Source organism: Brucella sp. JSBI001 (assembly GCF_026014005.1).
GTDB lineage: Bacteria > Pseudomonadota > Alphaproteobacteria > Rhizobiales > Rhizobiaceae > Brucella > Brucella anthropi.
Genome location: NZ_CP110339.1, coordinates 1,854,487 through 1,875,944, shown reverse-complemented (window position 1 = coordinate 1,875,944; position 21,458 = coordinate 1,854,487). Strand labels below are relative to the sequence as shown.

Sequence of the window (21,458 nt, the reverse complement as noted above, 5' to 3'; positions counted from 1 at the left end):
TGCAACGCGGTTTGGTTTCGGATGCGTATTTCTACGTGCTGAACCAATTCCGCGTTGCACGACAAATCTACACCAGCGGCCTGAATCTGACAAATCGCGTCAAATCTTGAATATTACTAGGCCCATTCCGGCACGCGGGTTGCTGATTCTCGCAGGATCAGTTCGACCGGCCATAATTCATGGATGTCAGTTGCCGCGCGTCCGTCGAGTATGTCCATCAGGAGATCGGCGCAACGTTTTCCCGCAGCGCGCATCGACGAGCGGGTTGCGGTCAGGGACGGCACCATATTGTCGGCGCTCAGGAACGAGATGACATCGTCATGGGCGATGACGGAAATATCCTTGCCGATAGTCAGGCCGAAGGAGCGCGCGGCCCGGTATATGCCAAGCGCAGTCATCATAGAGCCGGCAACAAACGCGGTCGGGCGCGGATCGCGCTCCAGAAGTTTGCGCGCGAGGCGATAGCCGATCTCGTCCGTGAAGTCGCCGTGCTCGACAAGTTCCGGATCGAAGGCGATGCCTCTGCTTTCGAGAGCTTTCCGGTAGCCTTCGTCGCGGTGAAGCGAAAAGGTGAAGCCGTAGCGACCGTTTATCATTGCAATGCGACGGTGGCCGAGGTCGAGCAGATGGGCAGTCGAACGGTAAACCGCGCCTTCATTGTCGATGTCGAGCCATGCATGCGGAATATCGGTTTCAGACCGTCCGTGCACGAGGAATGGCATGCCCAGTTCGTGCAGCATGCGGATGCGCTCATCATTGGGCTTTGGAGATGTCACGATGATGGCATCGACGCGATGGCTGGTGGCCAGACGTCGGCAAAGCTGCACTTCGTCGTCGGTGCCGTTGTTTGCAATCGGGCTGACGAGAATATCGACTTCATCCTGACTGAGCCGTTCTGCCATGCCGCGCATGAACTCGGCGAAGTGAAACTCGCTGTTGCGGCCCATCACGACGCCGATTGCACCGGCACGCCCGGTAACCAGTCTGACCGCGTTAACGTTAGGCCGGTAACCGAGACGTACAGCCTCGTCCATGACCCGCTTGCGCGTGCTTTCCGCCACTTCGGGATAGCCGCTCAACGCCCGGCTGACGGTCGTGGCTGAGAGGCCGAGATGTTTGGCGAATTCACGGAGCTTCATTTGGCTTTCGAATTATTCAGGCAGGCAAGGCAGCGAATTATAGCCGCTTCCTTGCGATTAACAATTGATCGGTTGAGTTCTTTGAACTGCCGCAACATATAGGGTGCACGAAAACCAAACCGATTTCAAGTTTGTTTCAGTTTTCGCTTTGTGATGTTTGGGAAGCTAAGGCTCCAGACCGACAATCAACAATGAAACTGAACGGTAAGACATTGAAATATCGCTGTTTAATGGTTGGTGTTGGATGAAGTGAAGCATGGTGCAGAATCTGCGGCTTGACAGAAATGCGGTCCTCTGCAACCTTTTCGCCATCCAAACCGTTTTCGATTTTATCAAGCCGCTTACAGAATGGATGGGAGGAGGGAACAATGAAGGCTTTTCAGGGTGTGCTCGCCTGCGTGGCATTTGGTCTGGCGACAGTGAGCGCTCATGCGGTGGAGATTTCCATCGCGGCCAATTCAACGGGCAATAACATCAAGTTTCTGCAGGAGCAGATCGTCAAGTTCGAGAAGGATACCGGCAACAAGGTCAACATCGTCTCGATGCCATCATCAAGCAGCGAGCAGTTCAGCCAGTATCGTCTGTGGCTTGCAGCCGGTAACGCCGATATCGACGTTTACCAGACGGATGTAGTCTGGGCGCCGCAGCTGTCCGAACAGTTTGTTGATCTGACGGAAGCCACCAAGGATGTCACGGGCGCGCATTTCCCGTCCATTATCGCGTCGCAGACCGTGAATGGAAAGCTGGTTGCGTTGCCATTCTATACTGACGCTCCGGCACTTTTCTATCGCAAGGATCTCCTCGAAAAATACAACAAGCAGGTTCCCAAGACCTGGGACGAGATGACGGCGACTGCCAAGGAAATCATGGACAAGGAACGGGCCGAGGGAAAGTCCGATCTCTGGGGTTTCGTGTTTCAGGGCAATGCCTATGAGGGCCTGACCTGTAATGCGCTCGAATGGGTAAAGTCGTCGGGTGGCGGCCAGATCGTCGAAGCCGACGGCACGATTTCCATCAACAATGAAAAGGCTGCGGCAGCGATCGATCGCGCCAAGGGCTGGATCGGTTCGATATCGCCGCAGGGCGCACTCGCCTATCAGGAAGAGGAATCGCGTGGCGTCTGGCAGACCGGCAATGCCGTCTTCATGCGCAACTGGCCTTATGCCTATGCGCTTGGCAACAGTGCCGATAGCGGCGTGAAAGGCAAGTTCGACGTTGCGCCATTGCCTGCCGGTGCGGAGGGTGATGCGCCATCCTCGACGCTTGGCGGCTGGAATCTTGCCGTTTCCAAATATTCCACCAAACAGGATGCTGCCATCGCGCTGGTGAAATATCTGGCTTCGCCGGAAGTGCAGAAGGTGCAGGCGGTCCAGATTTCGCGCCTGCCAACCATTGAAGCGCTTTACGACGACAAGGATATCATTGCAGCGCAGCCTTTCATGGCTAACTGGAAGCCGATCTTCCAGAATGCAGTGCCGCGCCCGTCGGCTGCGACAAAGGTGAAATACAACGAAGTGTCATCGAAATTCTGGACTGCCGTGCACAAGACGCTCTCGGGCAACGGTACGGCTGCGGAGAATCTCGAAATGCTTGAGGTCGAGCTGACTGAGCTGGAAGGCTCCGGCTGGTAGGGACCGATCAAGCCGCGTCCGGGTTGTCCTCCCAAGCCCCCGAAAAGGGCAGCCCGGACGCTCCAGTTTCTCTGAGCAGGACCAAGAGTGGGATCATGACGGAGACTTCTCTCGATATGTCGGGGAGCTCGGCCACAAAAAGCCGGGTTCACTCCGATCTGCGCGCGCAACGTATCCGGTCGGCATGGGTGTTTCTCGCACCAACACTGATCGTGCTGGCGCTGGTGGCTGGCTGGCCGCTGCTGCGGACCATCTATTTCAGTTTCACCAATGCATCGCTGACGAGCCTCGGTACGGCGGAATTCGTTGGCTTTAACAATTATCTGTCCTGGGTGACGCTCAAGAGCGGGCGTACCGTCTATCGCGGTCTTCTGGCTGATCCCGCCTGGTGGGGTGCGGTCTGGAACACGATCCGGTTCACTATTCTGTCGGTCAGCCTTGAAACGATTTTTGGATTGATCGTCGCTCTGGTGCTGAACGCGAATTTCCGGGGGCGTGGGCTCGTGCGCGCCGCAATCCTGATCCCGTGGGCAATCCCGACGATTGTTTCAGCCAAGATGTGGGGCTGGATGCTCAACGACCAGTTCGGCATCCTCAATCATATCCTGCTCAATCTGGGCCTCATCAGCCAGAAGATCGCCTGGACGGCCAATCCCGACACCGCGATGGTCGCGATCCTGATTGTTGATGTCTGGAAGACGACGCCCTTCATGGCGCTGCTTATTCTGGCCGGTCTGCAAATGGTGCCATCCGACATTTACGAAGCGGCCAAGATCGATGGCGTGCATCCGGTCAAGGTGTTCTGGCGTGTGACGCTGCCGTTGATCCGTCCAGCGCTGATGGTGGCGATCATCTTCCGTATGCTGGATGCCTTGCGCATCTTCGACCTGATCTATGTGCTGACGCCGAATAATGCGCAGACCAAGACCATGTCGGTTTTCGCCCGCGAAAATCTCTTTGATTTTGACAAATTCGCCTATGGCGCGGCGGCATCGACGATGCTGTTCCTCATCATTGCGGCTATCACCGTGCTCTACATGTTCTTCGGACGCGTCAATGTCGGCAGCAGGGGGGAATAGCATGATGCACTATGTGAAAACCCTCAGCTTCTATCTGCTGGTGGCGCTCATCATTTTGATCGCGGTGTTCCCGTTCTATTATGCGATCATCACCAGTCTCAAATCCGGGACGGCGCTGTTTCAGGTCGATTACTGGCCAAGCAGTTTCTCGCTCGACAATTATGCCGGTGTTCTCACGCAGGGCAGCTTCCTACGCAGTCTTGGTAATTCACTGCTGGTGGCGACCGTTGTAGTGGCAATCTCGCTGTTGCTGGCGGTGACAGCTGCCTATGCGCTGGCGCGTGTGAGTTTTCGCGGACGGGGCTTGTTGCTTCTCACCATTCTTTCGGTGTCCATGTTTCCGCAGATCGCCGTTCTGGCGGGTCTGTTCGAGCTGATCCGTTTTCTCGGTATCTTCAACACGCCGCTGGCGCTGATCTTCTCCTATATGATCTTCACGCTGCCGTTTACGGTCTGGGTCCTCACCACCTTCATGCGTGACCTGCCAATCGAGATTGAGGAAGCGGCCATCGTGGATGGCGCATCGCCGTGGGTGATTATCACGCGTGTTTTCATGCCACTGATGTGGCCGGCGCTGGTGACAACCGGATTGCTCGCTTTCATCTCGGCATGGAACGAGTTCCTGTTCGCGCTCACCTTCACCTCTTCGGGCAGCCAGCGCACCGTGCCTGTGGCTATCGCGCTTCTGTCCGGCAGCAGTCAGTTTGAAATCCCCTGGGGCAACATCATGGCGGCTTCCGTCATCGTGACGGTTCCCCTCGTCATCCTCGTGCTCATCTTCCAGCGGCGGATCGTGTCCGGTCTGACGGCAGGCGGCGTAAAGGGTTAGGTACAACCATGGCAGAACTTCAGTTGCGCGATGTGCGCAAGTCTTTCGGTAACTTCGAGGTCATCAAGGGCGTGGATATGGATATCCGACCCGGCGAGTTCATGGTCTTCGTTGGTCCATCCGGTTGCGGAAAGTCCACGCTGTTGCGCCTCATTGCAGGCTTGGAGGAAATCTCTTCAGGTGATCTGTCCATCGACGGAACGGTGGTTAACAGCTTCGCACCTTCGAAGCGCGGCATCGCCATGGTGTTCCAGTCCTATGCGCTTTATCCGCATATGACAGTCTACGAGAACATGGCCTTCGGCATGCAGCTCGCGGGCAAGAGCAAGGATGAGTGCAAGAGCCGCATTCACAAGGCTGCGGAGATGCTGCAGTTGACGCCTTATCTCGAGCGCCTGCCACGCCAGCTTTCCGGTGGGCAGCGGCAGCGTGTCGCGATTGGTCGTGCCATCGTGCGCGATCCGAAAGTGTTCCTCTTCGATGAACCCTTGTCCAACCTTGATGCGGCACTACGTGTGGCTACAAGGCTTGAGATCGCCAAGCTCCACCAGAGCATGGAAGACACCACCATGATCTATGTGACGCACGATCAGGTGGAGGCGATGACGCTGGCCGACCGCATCTGTGTGCTGCGCGACGGACGCGTGGAGCAGATCGGAACGCCGCTCGAGCTTTACGAAAAGCCAAATTCGCTTTTCGTCGCCGGGTTCATCGGATCACCGAAGATGAATTTCCTGACCGGCAGATATAGTGAGCCTTTTGGCGCGCATACGGTGGGTTTGCGTCCCGAACATCTCGCTATCGTACACGAAAATGGTCACTGGACCGGTCAGGTAATCCATACCGAAATTCTCGGTTCCGATACCTATGTCTATATCGATCTCGGCCTGGAGGAACCGCTGGTGGTCCGCGAAAGCGACGTGGCAGCGCGTAAATCAGGTGAGACGCTTTCGGTTTCCCTGATGGGTGAAAACATTCATCGTTTCGATGAAAAGGGCCGCGCCGTCTGACGCTGACCTCCCAAGCTTAATGACACATGAGACAAATGGGTTGTGATGCCCGCAGCAAGGAGAATACTCGTGCCTATTCGTACCATCGTCTGGGGTGAAAACATTCACGAGCAGATCAATGAAACAGTGCGTTCGGTTTATCCGGACGGCATGCACAACACTATCGCCAGGGCGCTGAGCGAGGATAGCGCCATCGAAGCGACGACTGCCACCTTGCAGGAACCGGAGCACGGCTTGACTGAAGAGCGTCTCGCCAAGACCGACGTGCTCGTTTGGTGGGGCCACAAGGATCATGGTGGCGTCAGTGACGAGGTTGTGGAACGCGTCGCGAAGCGCGTTTTCGAAGGCATGGGGCTGATCGTGCTCCATTCCGGACATTTCTCCAAAATATTCAAGCGTCTGATGGGAACGCCCTGTGCGCTCAAATGGCGTGAAGCGGGCGAGCGCGAGCGGCTCTGGGTGGTCAATCGCGGCCATCCGATCACACAGGGGCTGGACGAGAACTTTGTGCTTGAGAACGAGGAAATGTACGGTGAACAGTTTTCCGTGCCGGAACCGCTCGAAACCGTTTTCATCTCGTGGTTTGCGGGCGGTGAAGTCTTCCGCTCCGGCATGACCTGGCGGCGCGGTGCGGGCAATGTGTTCTATTTCCGCCCCGGTCATGAAACCTACCCAACCTATCATGATGCGAATGTGCAGACGGTTCTGCGCAACTCGGTCAAATGGGCCTACAATCCGCAACCGGCATGGACGGGCATTCACACCGCGCCGAATGTTCCAGTCGACAAGGCACCAGAGCCGATTGTCGAGCGTGGGCCTAAACTGCACAAGCCGGGCGAAGCCGGTTATCGTTGAGGTGCATGATGCGTCTTCTTATTCTGGGAACAGGCGGCATGGCGAAGAACCATGCCGAAGCCTTCAAGGCCATCGAGGGCGTCGAGGTGGTTGCCGCATGTGACGTTTCGGCGGAGCGTGTCGATGGCTTCTCTGAAAATCACGACATCCACAACCGCTTCACGCGGCTTGAGGATGCGCTGGAGTGGGGCCGTTTCGATGCAGTTGCCAATGTCACGCCGGATGCCATTCATCATCCGACCACACTTGCGCTGGTGGGCGCGGGAAAGCATGTCTTCTGCGAAAAACCGCTTGCAGAAAGCTACGAAAAAGCCGCTGAAATGGCGGATGCTGCCGAGCAGGCCAATGTCATCAACATGGTCAATCTGACCTATCGCAATGTCGCGCCCCTGCAAAAGGCGCGCGACATGGTGATGGCGGGTGAGATCGGCCAGGTGCGCCATTTCGAGGCGTCCTATCTGCAAAGCTGGCTGGTCTCGAAGACATGGGGCGACTGGAAAACCGAAAGCAAATGGCTCTGGCGCCTTTCGACCAAGCATGGTTCGAACGGTGTTCTGGGCGATGTCGGCATCCATATTCTCGACTTTTCCAGCTATGCTATCGGCAGCGATGTGGCGCGGGCCTCGGCACGTCTCAAGACATTTGAAAAGGCGGATAACAACCATATCGGTGAGTATGTGCTCGATGCGAATGACAGCTTCGTCATGATGGCGGAATATGCCAATGGCGCGCTGGGTGTCATTCACGCCAGCCGTTGGGCGACGGGGCACCTGAACGAGCTGCGGCTGCGGATCCATGGCGACAAGGGTGCGCTGGAAATTCTCCACACACCTACAGGCTCAAGCCTGCGCGGTTCCATCGGCGAGGACATTGAAACGCCAGTCTGGCGGGACATCGATGCGGGAACGGTGGAGACGAACTATCAGCGCTTTGCGCGTGCTGTGGCCGATGGTGCGGAACTGGAACCGAGTTTCCGTCACGCCGCCAATCTGCAACGGGTTCTCGATCATGCGATGACAGTGGATCGACCGTTGCCTGAAGTCGTGAGTGGATAAAAACCAGAAGCCCTCCCGGTAGGACGGGGAGGGCTATCGGTCAGTTGTCTTTGGTAAAAGTGTTGTCTACTTCACCACGGAAGAAGTCACGGCCATATATCAAAAGGCAGAGGACGACACCGGTCGCAAAAGCCCAGGCCGCACCGCGAGTGGCAAGAACCGCACCGACCACGCCGGCAATGCCAAGATCGCGTTGGGAACGTGCTTCGAGAATGCCGACGCGAACCGAAACATATCCCTGAATAAGCAAGGTGAGGGCGAGTGCGACGCCAAGGATCGGCTGCACCAGAGTGACGATCGGCATCAGAAACAAGCCGGTATTGGTGCCCCAGCGAAATGAGCCTGCGCCACCAAAGATCGAATGCATGGCCTTCTTTCCTTGCGAAAAACGCTCGGTGATGACGACGTGCATAGCCGACCAGAGCGGGCCGCACATGCATACATCCGGTCCAAGAACACTCATTGCAGCATTGCGTCCGCCAAAAATGAGATGCGCCCGGTCGGGGTTGTAGTCCACTTTTTCATCAGGACGCGCTTCATCGGCTTCCTTCAGAATGGCGCGGCTTTGCAGGACATCGCCGAACACGACGATATAGGCCGCAAGCATTGTCGGGATTGCGCTGAGGAACATCGAAAGCGGCGGCAAGCCGAGGCCGAAAACCGTATATTCGCGCCAAAGCGTGGTGAAATCCGGACTTGTGATCGACCATTCAAGCTTTGGCCACTGTGCTTCACCGAAGAGGGGGGCGATAACGACAGCGAGCAGAATAATCGGGAACACACCAAGCTTTCCGACAATGGCAAGCACCGGATTACTGTTCTTGATACGCGCAAAATGGCGAGAGAAGATGACGTAGAAGCCGAGGCCAACAGCAATGGTGATCGTGAACGGGAACGTATCGAAACGTCCGCCCAGCTGGAAAACCGATATCACGGCGGCAAATCCCGCGCCGACAATGATACCTGCCTTGATGGCGGCGGGAATAAGCTGCACCACCCGATGCGCCATGCCCGTCGCGCCGATAAAGATCGAGAATATGCCGAGCATCATCTGGAATGCGACCAGAGCGTGAACGCGTTCGGGACCTTCGGCGAATGTGGAGCAATAGGCCATCAGAAGCGGGATGGCAGGCGTGATCCAGCCCGGAACAACGGGGTCACCCAGAAGATGATGTGCAAGATAGAACAAGCCGTTCAGCACGACCACAGCAAGGGCGACCTCGAAAGGCATCCCAAGAAGTTCAGTCATGAGCGGGATGGCGGACAGATCCACTGCGCACATCAGCAGCCCTTGAAAATAATCGGGCCATTCGAATTTGTAGTGAACGAAAGGCAGGCGAATTTTGAATGGTCCGGCAGGCCAATAGGGCTGCTCCTGACCGTCGATACGTTCAGTGCTCAATTTATTCTCCAAAGACACAGAGACAAACTGCGGAGAAGCGGCTGTCAGCTCGCTTCTCCGGTGTCCGGTCCGTCAGGTCGTTATGTTTGATCAGAAAGCTTCGCGATAAAGCGCCAGAGCGTCGGCCTCGGTCACATCGACCGGGTTGTTACCCAGAAGCCGTGTTTGCAGCATCGCGTCGCGCGCGAGCATTTCGAGGCTTTCTTCCGTCACGCCGACATCACGCAGGCGGCGCGGTGCGCCGGACTTGTTCATCAGCTCTTCCATATAGGTGACGAATGCCGCAGAACGCTCTTCCGTCGTGCCTTCGGATTTCTCCAGCAGCAGATCGCCAAGCTCTGCATAGAGCTTGGCCGCGCCCGCCATGTTGTAACGCAGCACAGGCCCCAGCATCAGCGCATTGGAAAGGCCATGCGGTACATGGTAGTGGCCGCCGAGCGGATAAGCCAACGCGTGAACAGCGCCGACGGGCGAGTTGGAGAAAGCCTGACCGGCATAATTCGCGCCGAGTAGCATGGCCTCACGGGCATGACGATCATTGCCGTTTTCGCAAGCGGCGATCAGATTGGCCGAAAGAAGCTTCAGCGCTTCGCGTGCAAATGCGTCGGACAGCGGGTTCTTCTTGATCCGGCTTGTATAGGCCTCGATTGCGTGGACCATGGCGTCGATGCCGGTTGCGGCTGTATGCAGGGCAGGCAGGCCGCAGGTCAGTTCGGCATCGAGAATAACGAAATCGGCGTAGAGCTGACGGGCAACGACGCCCATCTTCGTGGTTTCACCGGTCGTCAGAATGGTGATGTTCGTGACTTCAGATCCGGTTCCAGCTGTGGTCGGGATCTGAATCAGCGGAAGACGACTGCCCTGCACCTTGCCGATACCATACAGTTCGGAAAGTTCCTGTTCGGAGACAAGCAGCACTGCTGCGAGCTTGGCGATATCCATGGACGACCCGCCGCCCAAACCGAGCACGATGTCGCAACCAGCGGTCTTTGCTTGCTCGACGCAGGCAAACAGCACGGATTCCGGCGGATCGGCCACCACGTCATCGAAAACGCTGATACCGAAACCAGCTTTCTCCAACGATGCCAGTGCATGGTCGAGAACGCCTGCCTTGTGTAGGCCTTTGTCCGTCACGATCAGAATATTGCGCTCGGAAAACCGTTCGCCGAGGATTTCGCCGAGGCGCTTCGCAGCGCTCCATTCGACGAGCATCGAACCGACGGTGTCGAACGAAAATGGCTTGATCTCTGTTGTCATCATTCCACCCTTATTACATTCACCAGCGCCGAGGTCTCTCATTTCCTCACCGGCACACAACGCTGGGCTTATCCCGGACCTGCTTCTGTCTTGGGAAGGAAGCGTATCCGTAATTCTCCGATGCAGCCGATGCACCGATGGCTTTGAAAGAAGGCCTTGGGAGAAACCTTCGATCGTTCAATATATTGAACGATGTTCAAAGCCTAAAGATCGATACATGATGGAAAGGCGGACTGTCAATTTCTCCCTTCGACTAAGACGCTGAAATCCATGTTGGAAAGCTCATCCGTGCACGCCTCGGAGCGATAAGCGATTGAAAATATTGTCGTTCTTGGCGAGTGTCATCAGGCTGTTCTGTGAATATTTCACTCGAAATAACTTGCGGGGCTTCGTCCGAGGCTGCGCTTGAACGTTGCGGCGAAAGCGCTTGCGCTTTGGTATCCGCAATCCAGCGCCACGGTCACGACAGGCACGCCTGCGGCAAGCGCAGGCAATGCAGCAAGCAAGCGGGCCTGCTGCCGCCAGCGACCGTAGGTCATGCCGGTTTCACGCTCGAAATGACGCATGAAACTGCGCCTGCTCATTCCCGCCCGCGAGGCGGCAGCATCGAGCGATAACTCCGTATCGGGTTCCGCTTGCAGCGTCTGGCAAAGGGTGCGGAGCCGGTGATCCGATGGCACGGAAAGACTGAGGGGTTCGGCGGGCAGAAAAGTGAGTTCCTCCAACAGCAATTCGCAGACACGTTGAGCGAAGGGAGTAGCTGGCCGGCCCTGCAATTCCACAAGACGCAGGATCAGTTCGCGCAGCAAGGAAGAAACTTCCACCACGCCGCAGGATGAGGGGAGGGATCGAGCGGCATCCGGGTGGATAAAGATCGTACGAAACTGAACAGGTCCGTGGCTGCGGGTTGCGTGCTCCACCATCGGTGGCACCCACACGGCGCGATTGGGAGGAACGACCCAGCTCCCGTTTTCGGTTGCAACGGTTACCACGCCGGACCGCGCATAGATCAATTGCGCATCGCGGTGACGGTGCGGCGGCCCTGTAAAGGATGCATCGTCCTGCGCGATGGCGGATATGGCGAGTGCAAGGGGCGCCGGATGATTCAGTGACATGGATTGACCCTTTTACGCTCAAGAATGGCCTTAAAGCGCAGGAATGCCAATATCCATTCACATATGATGGTGTGGAGAAGCCATTTTTAAGAGAGCCCCGCAGTGTCCGCTTGCGCCAGCCACAAGACACTTGTTTCAACGGATTTGAACGCTCCGGCTGGCGGCGCACGCCTGGCTTTTTCGCTTCTTCTCCTTCGACCTACCGGCGACCGTTGGGCCTGATGGCATCCCGGCGGTCGTAACCTGCCGTCAATCCCCTTTCCCAATTGTCGCAGCTGCTGCTCCGCAGCCGAAGGAACTATTGTCATGATGCAAAACCCGGATAGCAAATACCGTCCTTTCATATCTCCGGTCGAATTGCCGGATCGCCAGTGGCCGAACCGACGGCTGACGCAGCCGCCGCGCTGGGTCTCGACGGACCTGCGCGACGGCAATCAGGCGCTCGCCGACCCGATGGACGGCGAGAAGAAAATGCGTTTCTATCGCATGCTTCTGGAAATCGGTTTCAAGGAAATCGAGGTTGCGTTTCCTTCCGCTTCGCAGACGGAGTTCAACTTTGTTCGTCGGCTGATCGAAGAGGAACTCATACCCGACGATGTGACCATTCAGGTGCTCACTCAGTCGCGCGCTGACCTCATCGCGCGCACTTTCGAATCCCTGCGCGGTGCCCGTCGGGCCATCGTTCATCTTTATAATGCAACCGCGCCGCTGTTTCGTCGCGTGGTGTTCAATATGGAAAAGGAGGAGATCATCGATCTGGCTGTCAGTGGGGTAACTGCCATGCTGGAAGAAAGCCGGAAACAACCAGAGACACGCTGGACTTTCGAATATTCGCCGGAAACCTTCTGCTTTACCGAGCCTGATTTCGCGCTGGAAATCTGCGAACGTGTTCTGGATGTCTGGCAGCCAACGCCCGAAGATAAGGCGATCCTCAACCTGCCGGCTACGGTAGAAGTGGCAATGCCGAATGTCTATGCGGACCAGATCGAATGGTTCTGCCGCAACCTGTCGCGCCGCGACAGCGTCATTATAAGCGTGCATCCGCACAATGACCGGGGGACGGCAGTGGCTGCTACGGAACAGGCCTTGCTGGCAGGCGCTGATCGTGTCGAGGGTTGCCTGTTCGGCAATGGCGAGCGCACTGGCAATGTCGATCTCGTTACGCTGGCGCTCAATTTCTATACGCAGGGCATCGACCCAAAGCTTTATTTCCCGGAGATGCGCTCCGTCGTGCGAACGGTCGAACATTGCAATGACTTGCCGGTTCATCCGCGCCACCCCTATGTTGGCGAACTGGTCCATACAGCTTTTTCCGGCTCGCATCAGGATGCGATCCGCAAGGGTTTTGCCGCGCATCAAAGCCGCAATGACGGCATATGGGAAATGCCCTATCTGCCCATTGATCCGAAAGATATCGGTGAAAGCTATGAAGCCGTCATCCGCGTAAACAGCCAGTCGGGCAAGGGCGGCGTAGCATGGGTGCTGGAGCAGGACCGGGGGCTGAAACTGCCGCGCCCGCTGCAAATCGATTTCAGCCGTCGCGTGCAGGCATTCGCCGACGATACCGGCAAGGAAACGACCGCGGAAATGATCTGGTCGCTGTTCCACGATGTCTATCATCTGGAAGAGAATGCTGATTTTGAGCTGCTGAACTACAAGGAAAGCAGGCCCGCACGGAGCGGAGAGGCGCGTGTCTTCGCCGGGCGCATTCGGCATCGCGGGCAGGAAATCGCCATAACCGGGCACGGCAATGGTTTGATATCAAGTGCGGTCTCGGCATTGCAGGCCGGTTGCGATATCGATCTGGAAATCGTCGACTATCACGAACATTCATTGAAAAAGGGCACCTACGCGCAGGCTGCGGCTTATATCGAATGCCGTACGCATGATGGACGGAAAGTTTTCGGCGTCGGGATCGACGACGATATCGCAACCGCATCGATACGGGCTGTGTTGAGCGCTGCTGCGAATTTTTCCACGAGCGTTGTCTAAAAATGAGGAAGCAGACGAGATTTGCTCTTGACCTCAACCAAGGTTGAGGAACTAGAGAAGCATGGCCGATCATCTGGAGTATCGTCCATGCGCTTGTCGCTTCTTTTTGTTCCCCTTGCTTTTTCCAATGTCCTTCTTGTTTCGACAGCTGCCTCTGGTGAAGGGGCAGATGCTGCGGCGGGAGAAAAACTCTTCAAGCGATGCTCCGTCTGCCACACGGCGGATGCCGACGAAAGCAAACGCGGCCCATCACTGAAAGGCGTGGTGGGCCGCAAGGCCGCCTCCTATCCGGGCTATCCCTATTCGGATGCGATGCGCAAGGCGGCTGCTGAGGGGTTGGTCTGGAACGACGAGGAATTGAAGGCTTTTCTCAGGAAGCCGCAGGCCATGGTGAAAGGCACCTGGATGGCTTTTGCCGGACTGACCAGGGAGAAAGACCTCGAAAACATGATCGCCTATCTGAAACAGCATTCCGAATAGCTGTTTGGAAACGATATGGCCGAACGGACATCCCGACGTGAGGCCATGGCCGGTCGGAAGCGCTGCGGGGCGTTTCCGACCGGCGCTATCAGGGACAGAAGCCGAAGGTTGCCTGAGATGATGAACAGAAACGTGCTGCATATAGACCGCGACGCAATCGGCGCCGTTTCGAAGGGAGAGTTCGCGGATGCGATGTCGCGGATGGCCGCAACAGTGTCCGTGCTGACCTCATGCGATGCCGGTGAAGCCCACGGTCGCACGGTGACAGCGGTGTTGTCGCTTTCCGCCGAGCCGCCCATGGTTTTGGTTTCGGTGAAAAGCGACAGCGCGCTGGCAACGGCGATCCTTTCTGATGGCGGCTTCTCGCTCGCCATGCTCGCGGAAGGGCAGGAGATGATCGGCGATGCCTTCGCGGGAAAGGTTCCCCCCGCGCAGAGATTTCTCATTGGTGTGTGGGGCGAATGGCCGTCTGGGAGACCGCGTCTTTTCGGGGCTTCGGCTGCCATTGACTGCGAACTGGCGGGCAACGTTCCAATGGCGGATCACACGCTTTTTGCCGGGCTGGTAACGAATACCGATCTGCCGCTGCATTCGCGCCCGTTGCTATGGGCACGCCGCAATTATCGCGCGTTGAGACATGATGCGGATTTATGACGCGTCTTGCAATTGTGCGGGGCTGCGGCCTACACATTCGGCATGATCGAGTTTGACGATATGGAACATTCAGGTCTCAAGAAAAGCCTGACGGTTGGTGACGTTTCCCGGCGCGCCGGCGTGGCGGTATCTACGGTCCATTTCTATGAAACCAAGGGGCTCATCGAGGGCTGGCGCACAGAGGGCAACCAGCGCCGCTATCACCGTGCCGTGCTGCGCCGCATCGCCATTATCAAGATCGCGCAACGTGCGGGCATCCCGCTTGCGATCATTCGTGAAGCGCTGGAAGACCTTCCCCACGACCACGTACCGACGGCAGAGGACTGGAGACGTTTTTCGGAAGCCTGGAAAGACATGCTTCAGGAACGCATCGACAGTCTGATGCAGCTTCGTGACCAGATTACGAGTTGCATCGGCTGCGGTTGTCTCTCGCTGTCCGAATGCCCGTTGCGAAATCCGGATGACATCCTCGGTCAGCAAGGCGCCGGTCCCAGAAGATTGATGGTCAAGCCCGGCAATCTTATCTGACTTCCCTGCATCTGAGGCGAACCTGTCCGACGCTGCTGCGCTCATTCGCAGCGGCAATCTTGCGGCGTTCCATGCCACATTTCGCACCGGTCAAAAGCCTTCGTTTCCAGTGGAAATAGCCTATTGACCTCAACCAAAGTTGAGGTCCTATAAACCCGTCGGCAACAATTCAGTTCACGGAGGCCGACAGTGCAAAGTTCGATCGAAGAAACAACACCAGCGGGGATTGCGGGACATGCGCCTGCTGGCTGGGGGGAGCTTCTAAGGGGTAAAAATGGTCTCTATGCCCTGGCTTTGGCCGGAGGGGTCACTCTCCATGCGGTCAATATGTATATCGCGACTACAGTCATGCCGAGCGTGGTGAAGGACATTGGCGGCATGGATTTCTATGCCTGGGCGACGACCTTGTTCGTCGTTGCCTCCATTCTAGGGGCTGCGCTCACCGCGCGGCTGCTGAAAAGTGCCGGTCCAAGAGGCGCTTATGTCGTGGCGACCCTGCTGTTCGCAGCAGGCACACTGATCTCGTCTCTGGCCATCAACATGCCGGTCATGCTGGCGGGGCGGAGCGTGCAAGGCCTCGGTGGCGGATTTCTTTACGCGCTCGCCTATGGTCTCACCCGTGTCGTTTTGCCGGAGCGCCTGTGGGGCCGGGCCATCGGTCTTATTTCCGCTATGTTCGGCGTGGCCACGCTGATCGGGCCGGCGATTGGCGGCATCTTTGCCGAATATGGCGCATGGCGCGCCGCTTTCTGGTCATTGCTGCCGGTATCGGGTCTTTTCGCTGTGGTGGCATTCGCGACTTTGCCACGCTCGAGCTGGGATAAAAACGAGCGTGTTTCCATTCCGATTCTTCAACTCATCCTCTTGACCGGCGCTGTCCTTGCGGTTTCAGCGGGGAGCCTGTCACAGGAAACGCTATGGAAGGTCGTCGGTTTGGGTGTGGCGATGTTCATGATCGCCATCATCACATTCGTGGAGCGCGACGCCAAGGCACGTCTCCTGCCGCGCCGCTCGTTCAGCCTGTCGACGCCGCTCGGGACTCTTTACCTTACGATCGCGCTTTTGATGCTCAGCATGCAGCCCGAAATATACGTGCCTTATCTGCTGCAGCACTTGCATGGCCAGTCTCCGCTCTGGGCAGGATATCTGGCGGCACTTATGGCAATCGGCTGGACGGTGGCATCCTTCCTCAGTTCCAGATGGCAGGAGAAGGGGGGCGACAAGCTTGTCGTTGCCGGACCTGTTCTGGCGCTCGCCGGTCTTGTCCTGCTCGCCATATTTCTCCCGATCCATGGCAACGGCAACTGGTTGCTGCTCGCGCCCGTCTGCCTTGGGCTCATCCTAATCGGTTTCGGGATCGGTCTTGCATGGCCAAGCCTCGTTACCCGCGTCTATCAGAGCGCTCCGTCCACCGAGCAGGATCTCGCAGCGGGTGGAATGACGACCGTACAACTCTTCGCCATAGCCTTCGGGACGGCTTGCGCGGGGATGATTGCCAATTTTGCCGGCATTGCCGTGCCGGGAGGTGTGGAGGGCGCGGCAAATGCCTCGCTCTGGCTGTCGGTGATATTCGCACTCGCGCCAGCAGTTGCCGTGGCGGTCGCATTCAAGGTTATCCGTATCACCGGCGGAAAGGGTTGACCAATGCCGCGTTTCATCGCCAACATCCTCGATTCCCATGCCAGCCTTTTGCTGGCGCGGGTGGTCCTTACCTTCATTTTCTGGTCGAGTGGGTTGGCCAAGCTCTTCAACTTCGGCGCCAATGCTGCGGAAATGGAAAGCTTTGGTCTTCATCCGGGCTGGCTGTTCAACAGCGCAACCCTGCTTTTGCAGATTGTCGGATCGCTGATGATCATCTTCAATCGCGGAATTTGGTTGGCTTGTGGTGCTCTTGCCGTCTTTACGATCCTGACCATTCCTGTTGCCCACCCGTTCTGGGCAAAGGAAGGAGAAGAAGCTTTCCGGGATATGACGGTGGCGCTGGAGCACATATCGCTGATCGGTGGTCTCGCTCTTGCTGCAATTCTATCGCGCAAGGTCTAAACCACTGGACGCATTGATTGCCCTGCCTGTACCTTGCCTGTCGTCTGATCGATAGGCAGGGAGGGCCTCGCATGGATGTGACGATCATAACGGGAGCATCGGATGGGATCGGTGCCGAAACTGCACGGCAGATTGCCCGGCGTGACCGTGCCAATGCTGCTCTGGTGCTTGCTGCGCGCAATGTTGAAAAGCTGGAAAATCTGGCCACAGAGTTGCGGCAACTGGGCAGTTCGGTTCTCGTGGTGCCAACCGATGTGAAAGATCGTACAGCCTGTATCGATCTTATCAGTAAAACCGTTTCCGCTTTCGGTCGTATCGACACTTTGATCGTGAATGCAGGCATGTCGGCCCACGCCAATTTTGCTGAGATCAAACCAGATGATCTCAACTGGATGCATGATCTGATGGAATTGAATTACTGGGGTAGCGTCTGGCCCATTCATGCAGCACTTCCGTATCTTGCCGGCAGCAAGGGACGGATAGTGGCTGTGTCTTCTGTTGCCGGATTGATCGGTGTGCCGGGGCGCACTGCCTATAGCGGAACGAAGTTCGCTCTTTCGGGTTTCTGCGAGGCGCTTCGCGCGGAACTGGAACCAAGCGGCATATCCATTACCATCGTCTATCCGGGCGTTGTCAAAACCGATATTCGCAAGGTGGGTTACAGCGCAAGCGGCGGCGCGCTGGGAACAAGTGGTGTGCGCGAAGATGACATGATGCCCGTTGAGGAAGCTGTGCGGCTGATGCTGGAAGGCGTGCAGGCTCGCAAGCGTGAAGTGTTGATGACCCGCCAGATGCGATTTGGGCGCTGGTTGAAACTGATTGCCCCCGCAATGGTGGATCGCATGGCCCTCAAGGCCATCAAGCCGGAGTTCAGACCGAAACCGATCAAGCCAGCTGGGTAAAGAACGCTTCGTTCATTCTACGCTTTGCGGATAACTATCTGTTGACGAGTTTTTAACTTCGACTACTATATATAGTGTTCTAGGTTCTTTCGATTCGTTGGATCGAAAGCTAAGACGGGAATCCGGTGCGTTTCATCCATGATGGATGCGGCAATGCCGGAGCTGCCCCCGCAACTGTAAGCGGAGAGTTCTGTCCATCACGTCACTGGCTTTGGCTGGGAAGGCGGACAGAATGTTGATCCGTGAGCCAGGAGACCTGCCTTGAACGAGTACGTCCACGGGCGGGGTGTCCGGTTGGCGCGCAATCTTGTGTGGCAAATCGTTGCCTTACGGGTTGCTGCCCCGAACTTCCCGCTCATAGCTTCGGGGTGAAGTCCATGTCCAGTTTATTCAGTTTCGGTTCCGATCCTCCCTTCGAGGCATAGTTTGTGTGGTCAGGCTGCTTGTTCGTGCGGCTGGCCGATCCCGTATCTCATGTCTTTCGACGCGCATTTTGCGATGCGCGAACGGCTCTTTGCGTCTCCTATCGAGAGTATTCCAGTTTAAACCGGACCGTTGGAAATACTCTATCTCTTTGTTTTTATGCATGTCTTAACCCCAAAACCGGTTCCCACTTTTGGGAGACATGCTCCAGTGAGGAAAAAATGAACGTCACCGTTTACAGCAAACCCGCCTGCGTCCAGTGCACGGCCACCACGCGCGCCCTCGACCGCCAGGGTATCGAATATGAAGTCATCGATATCTCCGCCGATGCCGATGCTTTCCATCTCGTTCAAGACATGGGTTATCGCCAGGTGCCGGTGGTTGTGGCAGGTGAATCCCATTGGGCGGGCTTCCGGCCCGATATGATCAGCGCTCTCGCCTGAGGGCTATGGTCACATGAGCCTGATCGTCTATTTCTCCAGCCGGTCGGAAAATACACACCGGTTTGTCGAGAGGCTTGGAATGCGGTCGAACAGTATCCCGATGGACGGTTCTGGCGGATTGCAGGTGCGCGAGCCATTCGTGCTCGTGACGCCCACATATGGCGGCGGCGGCTCCAAGGGCGCTGTCCCCAAGCCTGTGATCCGCTTTCTCAACGATGAGAGCAACCGCTCTTTCATCCGCGGCGTGATTGCCGGGGGAAACAGCAATTTCGGCGAGGCTTTCTGTATCGCCGGCAACATTATCTCCGCCAAATGTCAGGTTCCCTATCTCTACCGCTTCGAGCTTCTGGGAACCGATGAGGACATTGGCAATGTCAAAAACGGGATGGAACGATTTTGGACACGGCAGACACGACCCTGATCCGGGAACGCGAAGTATGGCCAGTGGCGCAGGATGCGCCGCAAGCGGCAACCTCCAACAGCAGCAAACCGTCAAAATCTTCGGACGGGCTGGATTATCACGCACTAAACGCAATGTTGAACCTTTACGATGACGAGGGCAAAATCCAGCTCGATCGCGACCGGCAGGCCGCACGCCAGTATTTCCTCCAGCACGTGAACCAGAACACTGTCTTTTTCCATAACTTGCGGGAAAAGCTCGATTATCTGGTGAGCGAAGGCTATTACGAACAGGAGGTACTGGATCAGTATTCCTTCAATTTCGTGCGCGACCTTTTCGACGAAGCCTATGCGAAGAAATTCCGCTTTCCGACATTTCTGGGCGCGTTCAAATATTACACCAGCTATACGCTGAAAACCTTCGACGGAAAGCGCTATCTGGAGCGCTATGAGGATCGCGTCTGCATGGTGGCGCTGGCGCTGGCGCGTGGCAATGAGCAGCTTGCGCGCGATCTCGTTGATGAGATCATTTCAGGCCGCTACCAGCCTGCGACGCCTACATTCCTCAATGCGGGAAAAAAACAGCGCGGCGAACTTGTTTCCTGCTTTCTGCTGCGGGTTGAGGACAATATGGAGTCCATCGGACGCTCCATCAATTCGGCTCTGCAATTGTCGAAGCGGGGCGGCGGCGTGGCGCTGAGCCTCACCAATATCCGCGAGGCGGGCGCGCCCATCAAGCAGATCCAGAACCAGTCATCCGGCATCATTCCGGTGATGAAGCTTCTTGAGGATTCCTTTTCCTACGCCAATCAGCTTGGCGCGCGACAAGGTGCGGGCGCTGTCTATCTGCATGCACATCATCCGGATATCATGCGTTTTCTCGACACGAAGCGTGAAAACGCGGACGAGAAAATCCGCATCAAAACCTTGTCGCTTGGTGTGGTCATTCCAGACATTACCTTCGAACTCGCGAAGAACAACGAGGATATGTACCTCTTCTCGCCTTATGACGTGGAGCGGGTCTACGGTGTGCCACTGACCGAGATTTCGATCACCGAAAAATATCGGGAATTGGTCGATGATGCGCGCATTACCAAGAAGAAGATCAATGCACGCGAGTTCTTTCAGGTGCTGGCGGAAATCCAGTTCGAGTCCGGTTATCCCTATATCATGTTCGAGGACACGGTGAACCGCGCCAATCCGATTGACGGGCGCATCACCATGAGCAATCTCTGTTCGGAAATCCTCCAGGTGAGTGAGGCGAGCATCTTCGGCGAAGACCTTTCCTATGATCATCTCGGCAAGGATATTTCGTGCAATCTGGGTTCGCTCAACATTGCATCGGCAATGGACTCGTCCGATTTCGGCAAGACCATCGAAACCTCCATCCGCGCTCTGACAGCAGTTTCCGATATGAGCCAAATCGGTTCCGTGCCGTCGGTCGCCCGAGGTAATGATGAAAGCCATGCCATCGGTCTCGGCCAGATGAATCTGCATGGTTATCTCGCCCGCGAGCGGATTTATTACGGCTCGGAGGAGGGCGTCGATTTCACGAATATCTATTTCTATACGGTTACCTATCACGCGATCCGCGCATCGAACCTGATTGCAGTGGAAACGGGCAAGTCCTTTAAAGGTTTCGAGAAATCCAAATACGCAACAGGTGAATATTTCGACAAATATACCGAGCAGCTTTGGGAACCGGCGACGGAAAAGGTTCGAGAAATTTTCGAAAAGGCTGGCACTGCGATTCCGACGCAGGATGACTGGCGCGATCTGAAAAATGCGGTGATGGAGGGCGGGCTTTATAACCAGAACCTTCAGGCCGTGCCGCCGACAGGCTCGATCTCCTACATCAACCATTCGACGTCATCGATCCATCCGATCGTGTCGAAGATTGAGATCCGCAAGGAGGGCAAGATCGGTCGCGTCTACTATCCGGCAGCGTTCATGACCAATGACAATCTCGATTACTATCAGGACGCCTATGAGATCGGGCCGGAAAAGATCATCGACACTTACGCGGCGGCGACGCAGCACGTCGATCAGGGCCTGTCTCTGACATTGTTCTTCCGCGATACCGCAACGACACGCGATATCAACCGCGCACAGATCTACGCGTGGAAGAAGGGCATCAAGACCATCTACTACATTCGCCTGCGCCAGATGGCGCTCTCCGGCACGGAAGTGCAGGGTTGCGTTTCCTGCGCCCTCTGACCACT

Annotated in this window: 20 protein-coding genes and 1 riboswitch; of the genes, 16 read left to right on the top strand and 4 right to left on the bottom strand. The window is 56.5% G+C overall.

All coding sequences use genetic code 11. From position 1 onward, the window contains the following. Positions 1-116 precede the first annotated feature (116 nt). Entirely contained in the window at positions 117-1,139 is a 1,023-nt protein-coding gene (locus tag LJ361_RS08890; protein ID WP_010660899.1) for a substrate-binding domain-containing protein, read from the bottom strand. A gap of 368 nt (positions 1,140-1,507) precedes the next feature. Here LJ361_RS08890 and LJ361_RS08885 point away from each other — a divergent pair, with 368 nt between their 5' ends. The 6 genes from LJ361_RS08885 to LJ361_RS08860 all read left to right on the top strand — a co-directional run bounded on the left by LJ361_RS08885 (position 1,508) and on the right by LJ361_RS08860 (position 7,598). Further along, positions 1,508-2,770 carry an ABC transporter substrate-binding protein gene (locus LJ361_RS08885; RefSeq protein WP_036579404.1) on the top strand — a complete coding sequence of 421 codons (1,263 nt, stop codon included), beginning with the start codon at positions 1,508-1,510 and terminating at the stop codon, positions 2,768-2,770. 95 nt (positions 2,771-2,865) lie between these two features. Next, positions 2,866-3,849 (top strand): carbohydrate ABC transporter permease, encoded by a 984-nt coding sequence (locus tag LJ361_RS08880; protein ID WP_036579402.1) that lies wholly within the window; start codon positions 2,866-2,868, stop codon positions 3,847-3,849. A gap of 1 nt (position 3,850) precedes the next feature. Beyond that, complete coding sequence (locus LJ361_RS08875) at positions 3,851-4,678, top strand: carbohydrate ABC transporter permease (RefSeq protein WP_011982680.1); 828 nt, start codon at positions 3,851-3,853, stop codon at positions 4,676-4,678. Positions 4,679-4,686: 8 nt separating this feature from the next. Then, positions 4,687-5,688: an ABC transporter ATP-binding protein gene (locus tag LJ361_RS08870; protein ID WP_036579401.1), complete on the top strand. Its 1,002-nt coding sequence runs from the start codon at positions 4,687-4,689 to the stop codon at positions 5,686-5,688. 69 nt (positions 5,689-5,757) lie between these two features. Then, entirely contained in the window at positions 5,758-6,543 is a 786-nt protein-coding gene (locus LJ361_RS08865; protein WP_036579398.1) for a ThuA domain-containing protein, read from the top strand. 8 nt (positions 6,544-6,551) lie between these two features. After that, entirely contained in the window at positions 6,552-7,598 is a 1,047-nt protein-coding gene (locus tag LJ361_RS08860; protein ID WP_036587161.1) for a Gfo/Idh/MocA family protein, read from the top strand. A gap of 40 nt (positions 7,599-7,638) precedes the next feature. On the opposite strand, the gene LJ361_RS08855 is transcribed toward LJ361_RS08860, so the two are convergent. The 3 genes from LJ361_RS08855 to LJ361_RS08845 all read right to left on the bottom strand — a co-directional run bounded on the left by LJ361_RS08855 (position 7,639) and on the right by LJ361_RS08845 (position 11,372). Next, on the bottom strand, positions 7,639-9,000 hold the full coding sequence (locus LJ361_RS08855; RefSeq protein ID WP_036579387.1) for a hypothetical protein: 1,362 nt from the start codon (positions 8,998-9,000) through the stop codon (positions 7,639-7,641). A 90-nt stretch (positions 9,001-9,090) separates the two neighbouring features. Further along, positions 9,091-10,260 carry an iron-containing alcohol dehydrogenase gene (locus LJ361_RS08850; RefSeq protein ID WP_036579386.1) on the bottom strand — a complete coding sequence of 390 codons (1,170 nt, stop codon included), beginning with the start codon at positions 10,258-10,260 and terminating at the stop codon, positions 9,091-9,093. Between the two features lie 362 nt (positions 10,261-10,622). Then, positions 10,623-11,372: an AraC family transcriptional regulator gene (locus LJ361_RS08845; protein ID WP_010660908.1), complete on the bottom strand. Its 750-nt coding sequence runs from the start codon at positions 11,370-11,372 to the stop codon at positions 10,623-10,625. Positions 11,373-11,678: 306 nt separating this feature from the next. Here LJ361_RS08845 and leuA point away from each other — a divergent pair, with 306 nt between their 5' ends. The 10 genes from leuA to nrdE all read left to right on the top strand — a co-directional run bounded on the left by leuA (position 11,679) and on the right by nrdE (position 21,453). Continuing rightward, positions 11,679-13,364, top strand: coding sequence for a 2-isopropylmalate synthase (leuA, locus tag LJ361_RS08840; protein WP_264813360.1), 1,686 nt, complete (start codon positions 11,679-11,681; stop codon positions 13,362-13,364). A gap of 87 nt (positions 13,365-13,451) precedes the next feature. Next, positions 13,452-13,844 (top strand): c-type cytochrome, encoded by a 393-nt coding sequence (locus tag LJ361_RS08835; protein ID WP_151895808.1) that lies wholly within the window; start codon positions 13,452-13,454, stop codon positions 13,842-13,844. A gap of 117 nt (positions 13,845-13,961) precedes the next feature. Next, positions 13,962-14,498 (top strand): flavin reductase family protein, encoded by a 537-nt coding sequence (locus LJ361_RS08830; RefSeq protein ID WP_264813359.1) that lies wholly within the window; start codon positions 13,962-13,964, stop codon positions 14,496-14,498. Between the two features lie 60 nt (positions 14,499-14,558). Then, the gene (soxR, locus tag LJ361_RS08825) at positions 14,559-15,026 is read left to right on the top strand and encodes a redox-sensitive transcriptional activator SoxR (protein WP_029376206.1); all 468 of its coding nucleotides are present in this window, start codon (positions 14,559-14,561) and stop codon (positions 15,024-15,026) included. A gap of 189 nt (positions 15,027-15,215) precedes the next feature. Beyond that, positions 15,216-16,667, top strand: a complete 1,452-nt coding sequence (locus tag LJ361_RS08820; protein ID WP_264813357.1) for an MFS transporter — start codon at positions 15,216-15,218, stop codon at positions 16,665-16,667. 3 nt (positions 16,668-16,670) lie between these two features. Beyond that, the gene (locus LJ361_RS08815; protein ID WP_010660914.1) at positions 16,671-17,069 is read left to right on the top strand and encodes a DoxX family protein; all 399 of its coding nucleotides are present in this window, start codon (positions 16,671-16,673) and stop codon (positions 17,067-17,069) included. Positions 17,070-17,140: 71 nt separating this feature from the next. After that, positions 17,141-17,971: an SDR family oxidoreductase gene (locus LJ361_RS08810; RefSeq protein ID WP_029928056.1), complete on the top strand. Its 831-nt coding sequence runs from the start codon at positions 17,141-17,143 to the stop codon at positions 17,969-17,971. A gap of 64 nt (positions 17,972-18,035) precedes the next feature. After that, positions 18,036-18,250, top strand: a riboswitch (cobalamin riboswitch). A 365-nt stretch (positions 18,251-18,615) separates the two neighbouring features. Next, on the top strand, positions 18,616-18,837 hold the full coding sequence (gene nrdH / locus LJ361_RS08805) for a glutaredoxin-like protein NrdH (protein WP_010660916.1): 222 nt from the start codon (positions 18,616-18,618) through the stop codon (positions 18,835-18,837). Between the two features lie 13 nt (positions 18,838-18,850). Beyond that, on the top strand, positions 18,851-19,258 hold the full coding sequence (gene nrdI, locus LJ361_RS08800; protein ID WP_264813355.1) for a class Ib ribonucleoside-diphosphate reductase assembly flavoprotein NrdI: 408 nt from the start codon (positions 18,851-18,853) through the stop codon (positions 19,256-19,258). Further along, positions 19,234-21,453: a class 1b ribonucleoside-diphosphate reductase subunit alpha gene (gene nrdE, locus LJ361_RS08795; protein WP_029928052.1), complete on the top strand. Its 2,220-nt coding sequence runs from the start codon at positions 19,234-19,236 to the stop codon at positions 21,451-21,453. The genes nrdI and nrdE overlap by 25 nt, the downstream gene beginning before the upstream one ends. Positions 21,454-21,458: the final 5 nt, after the last annotated feature.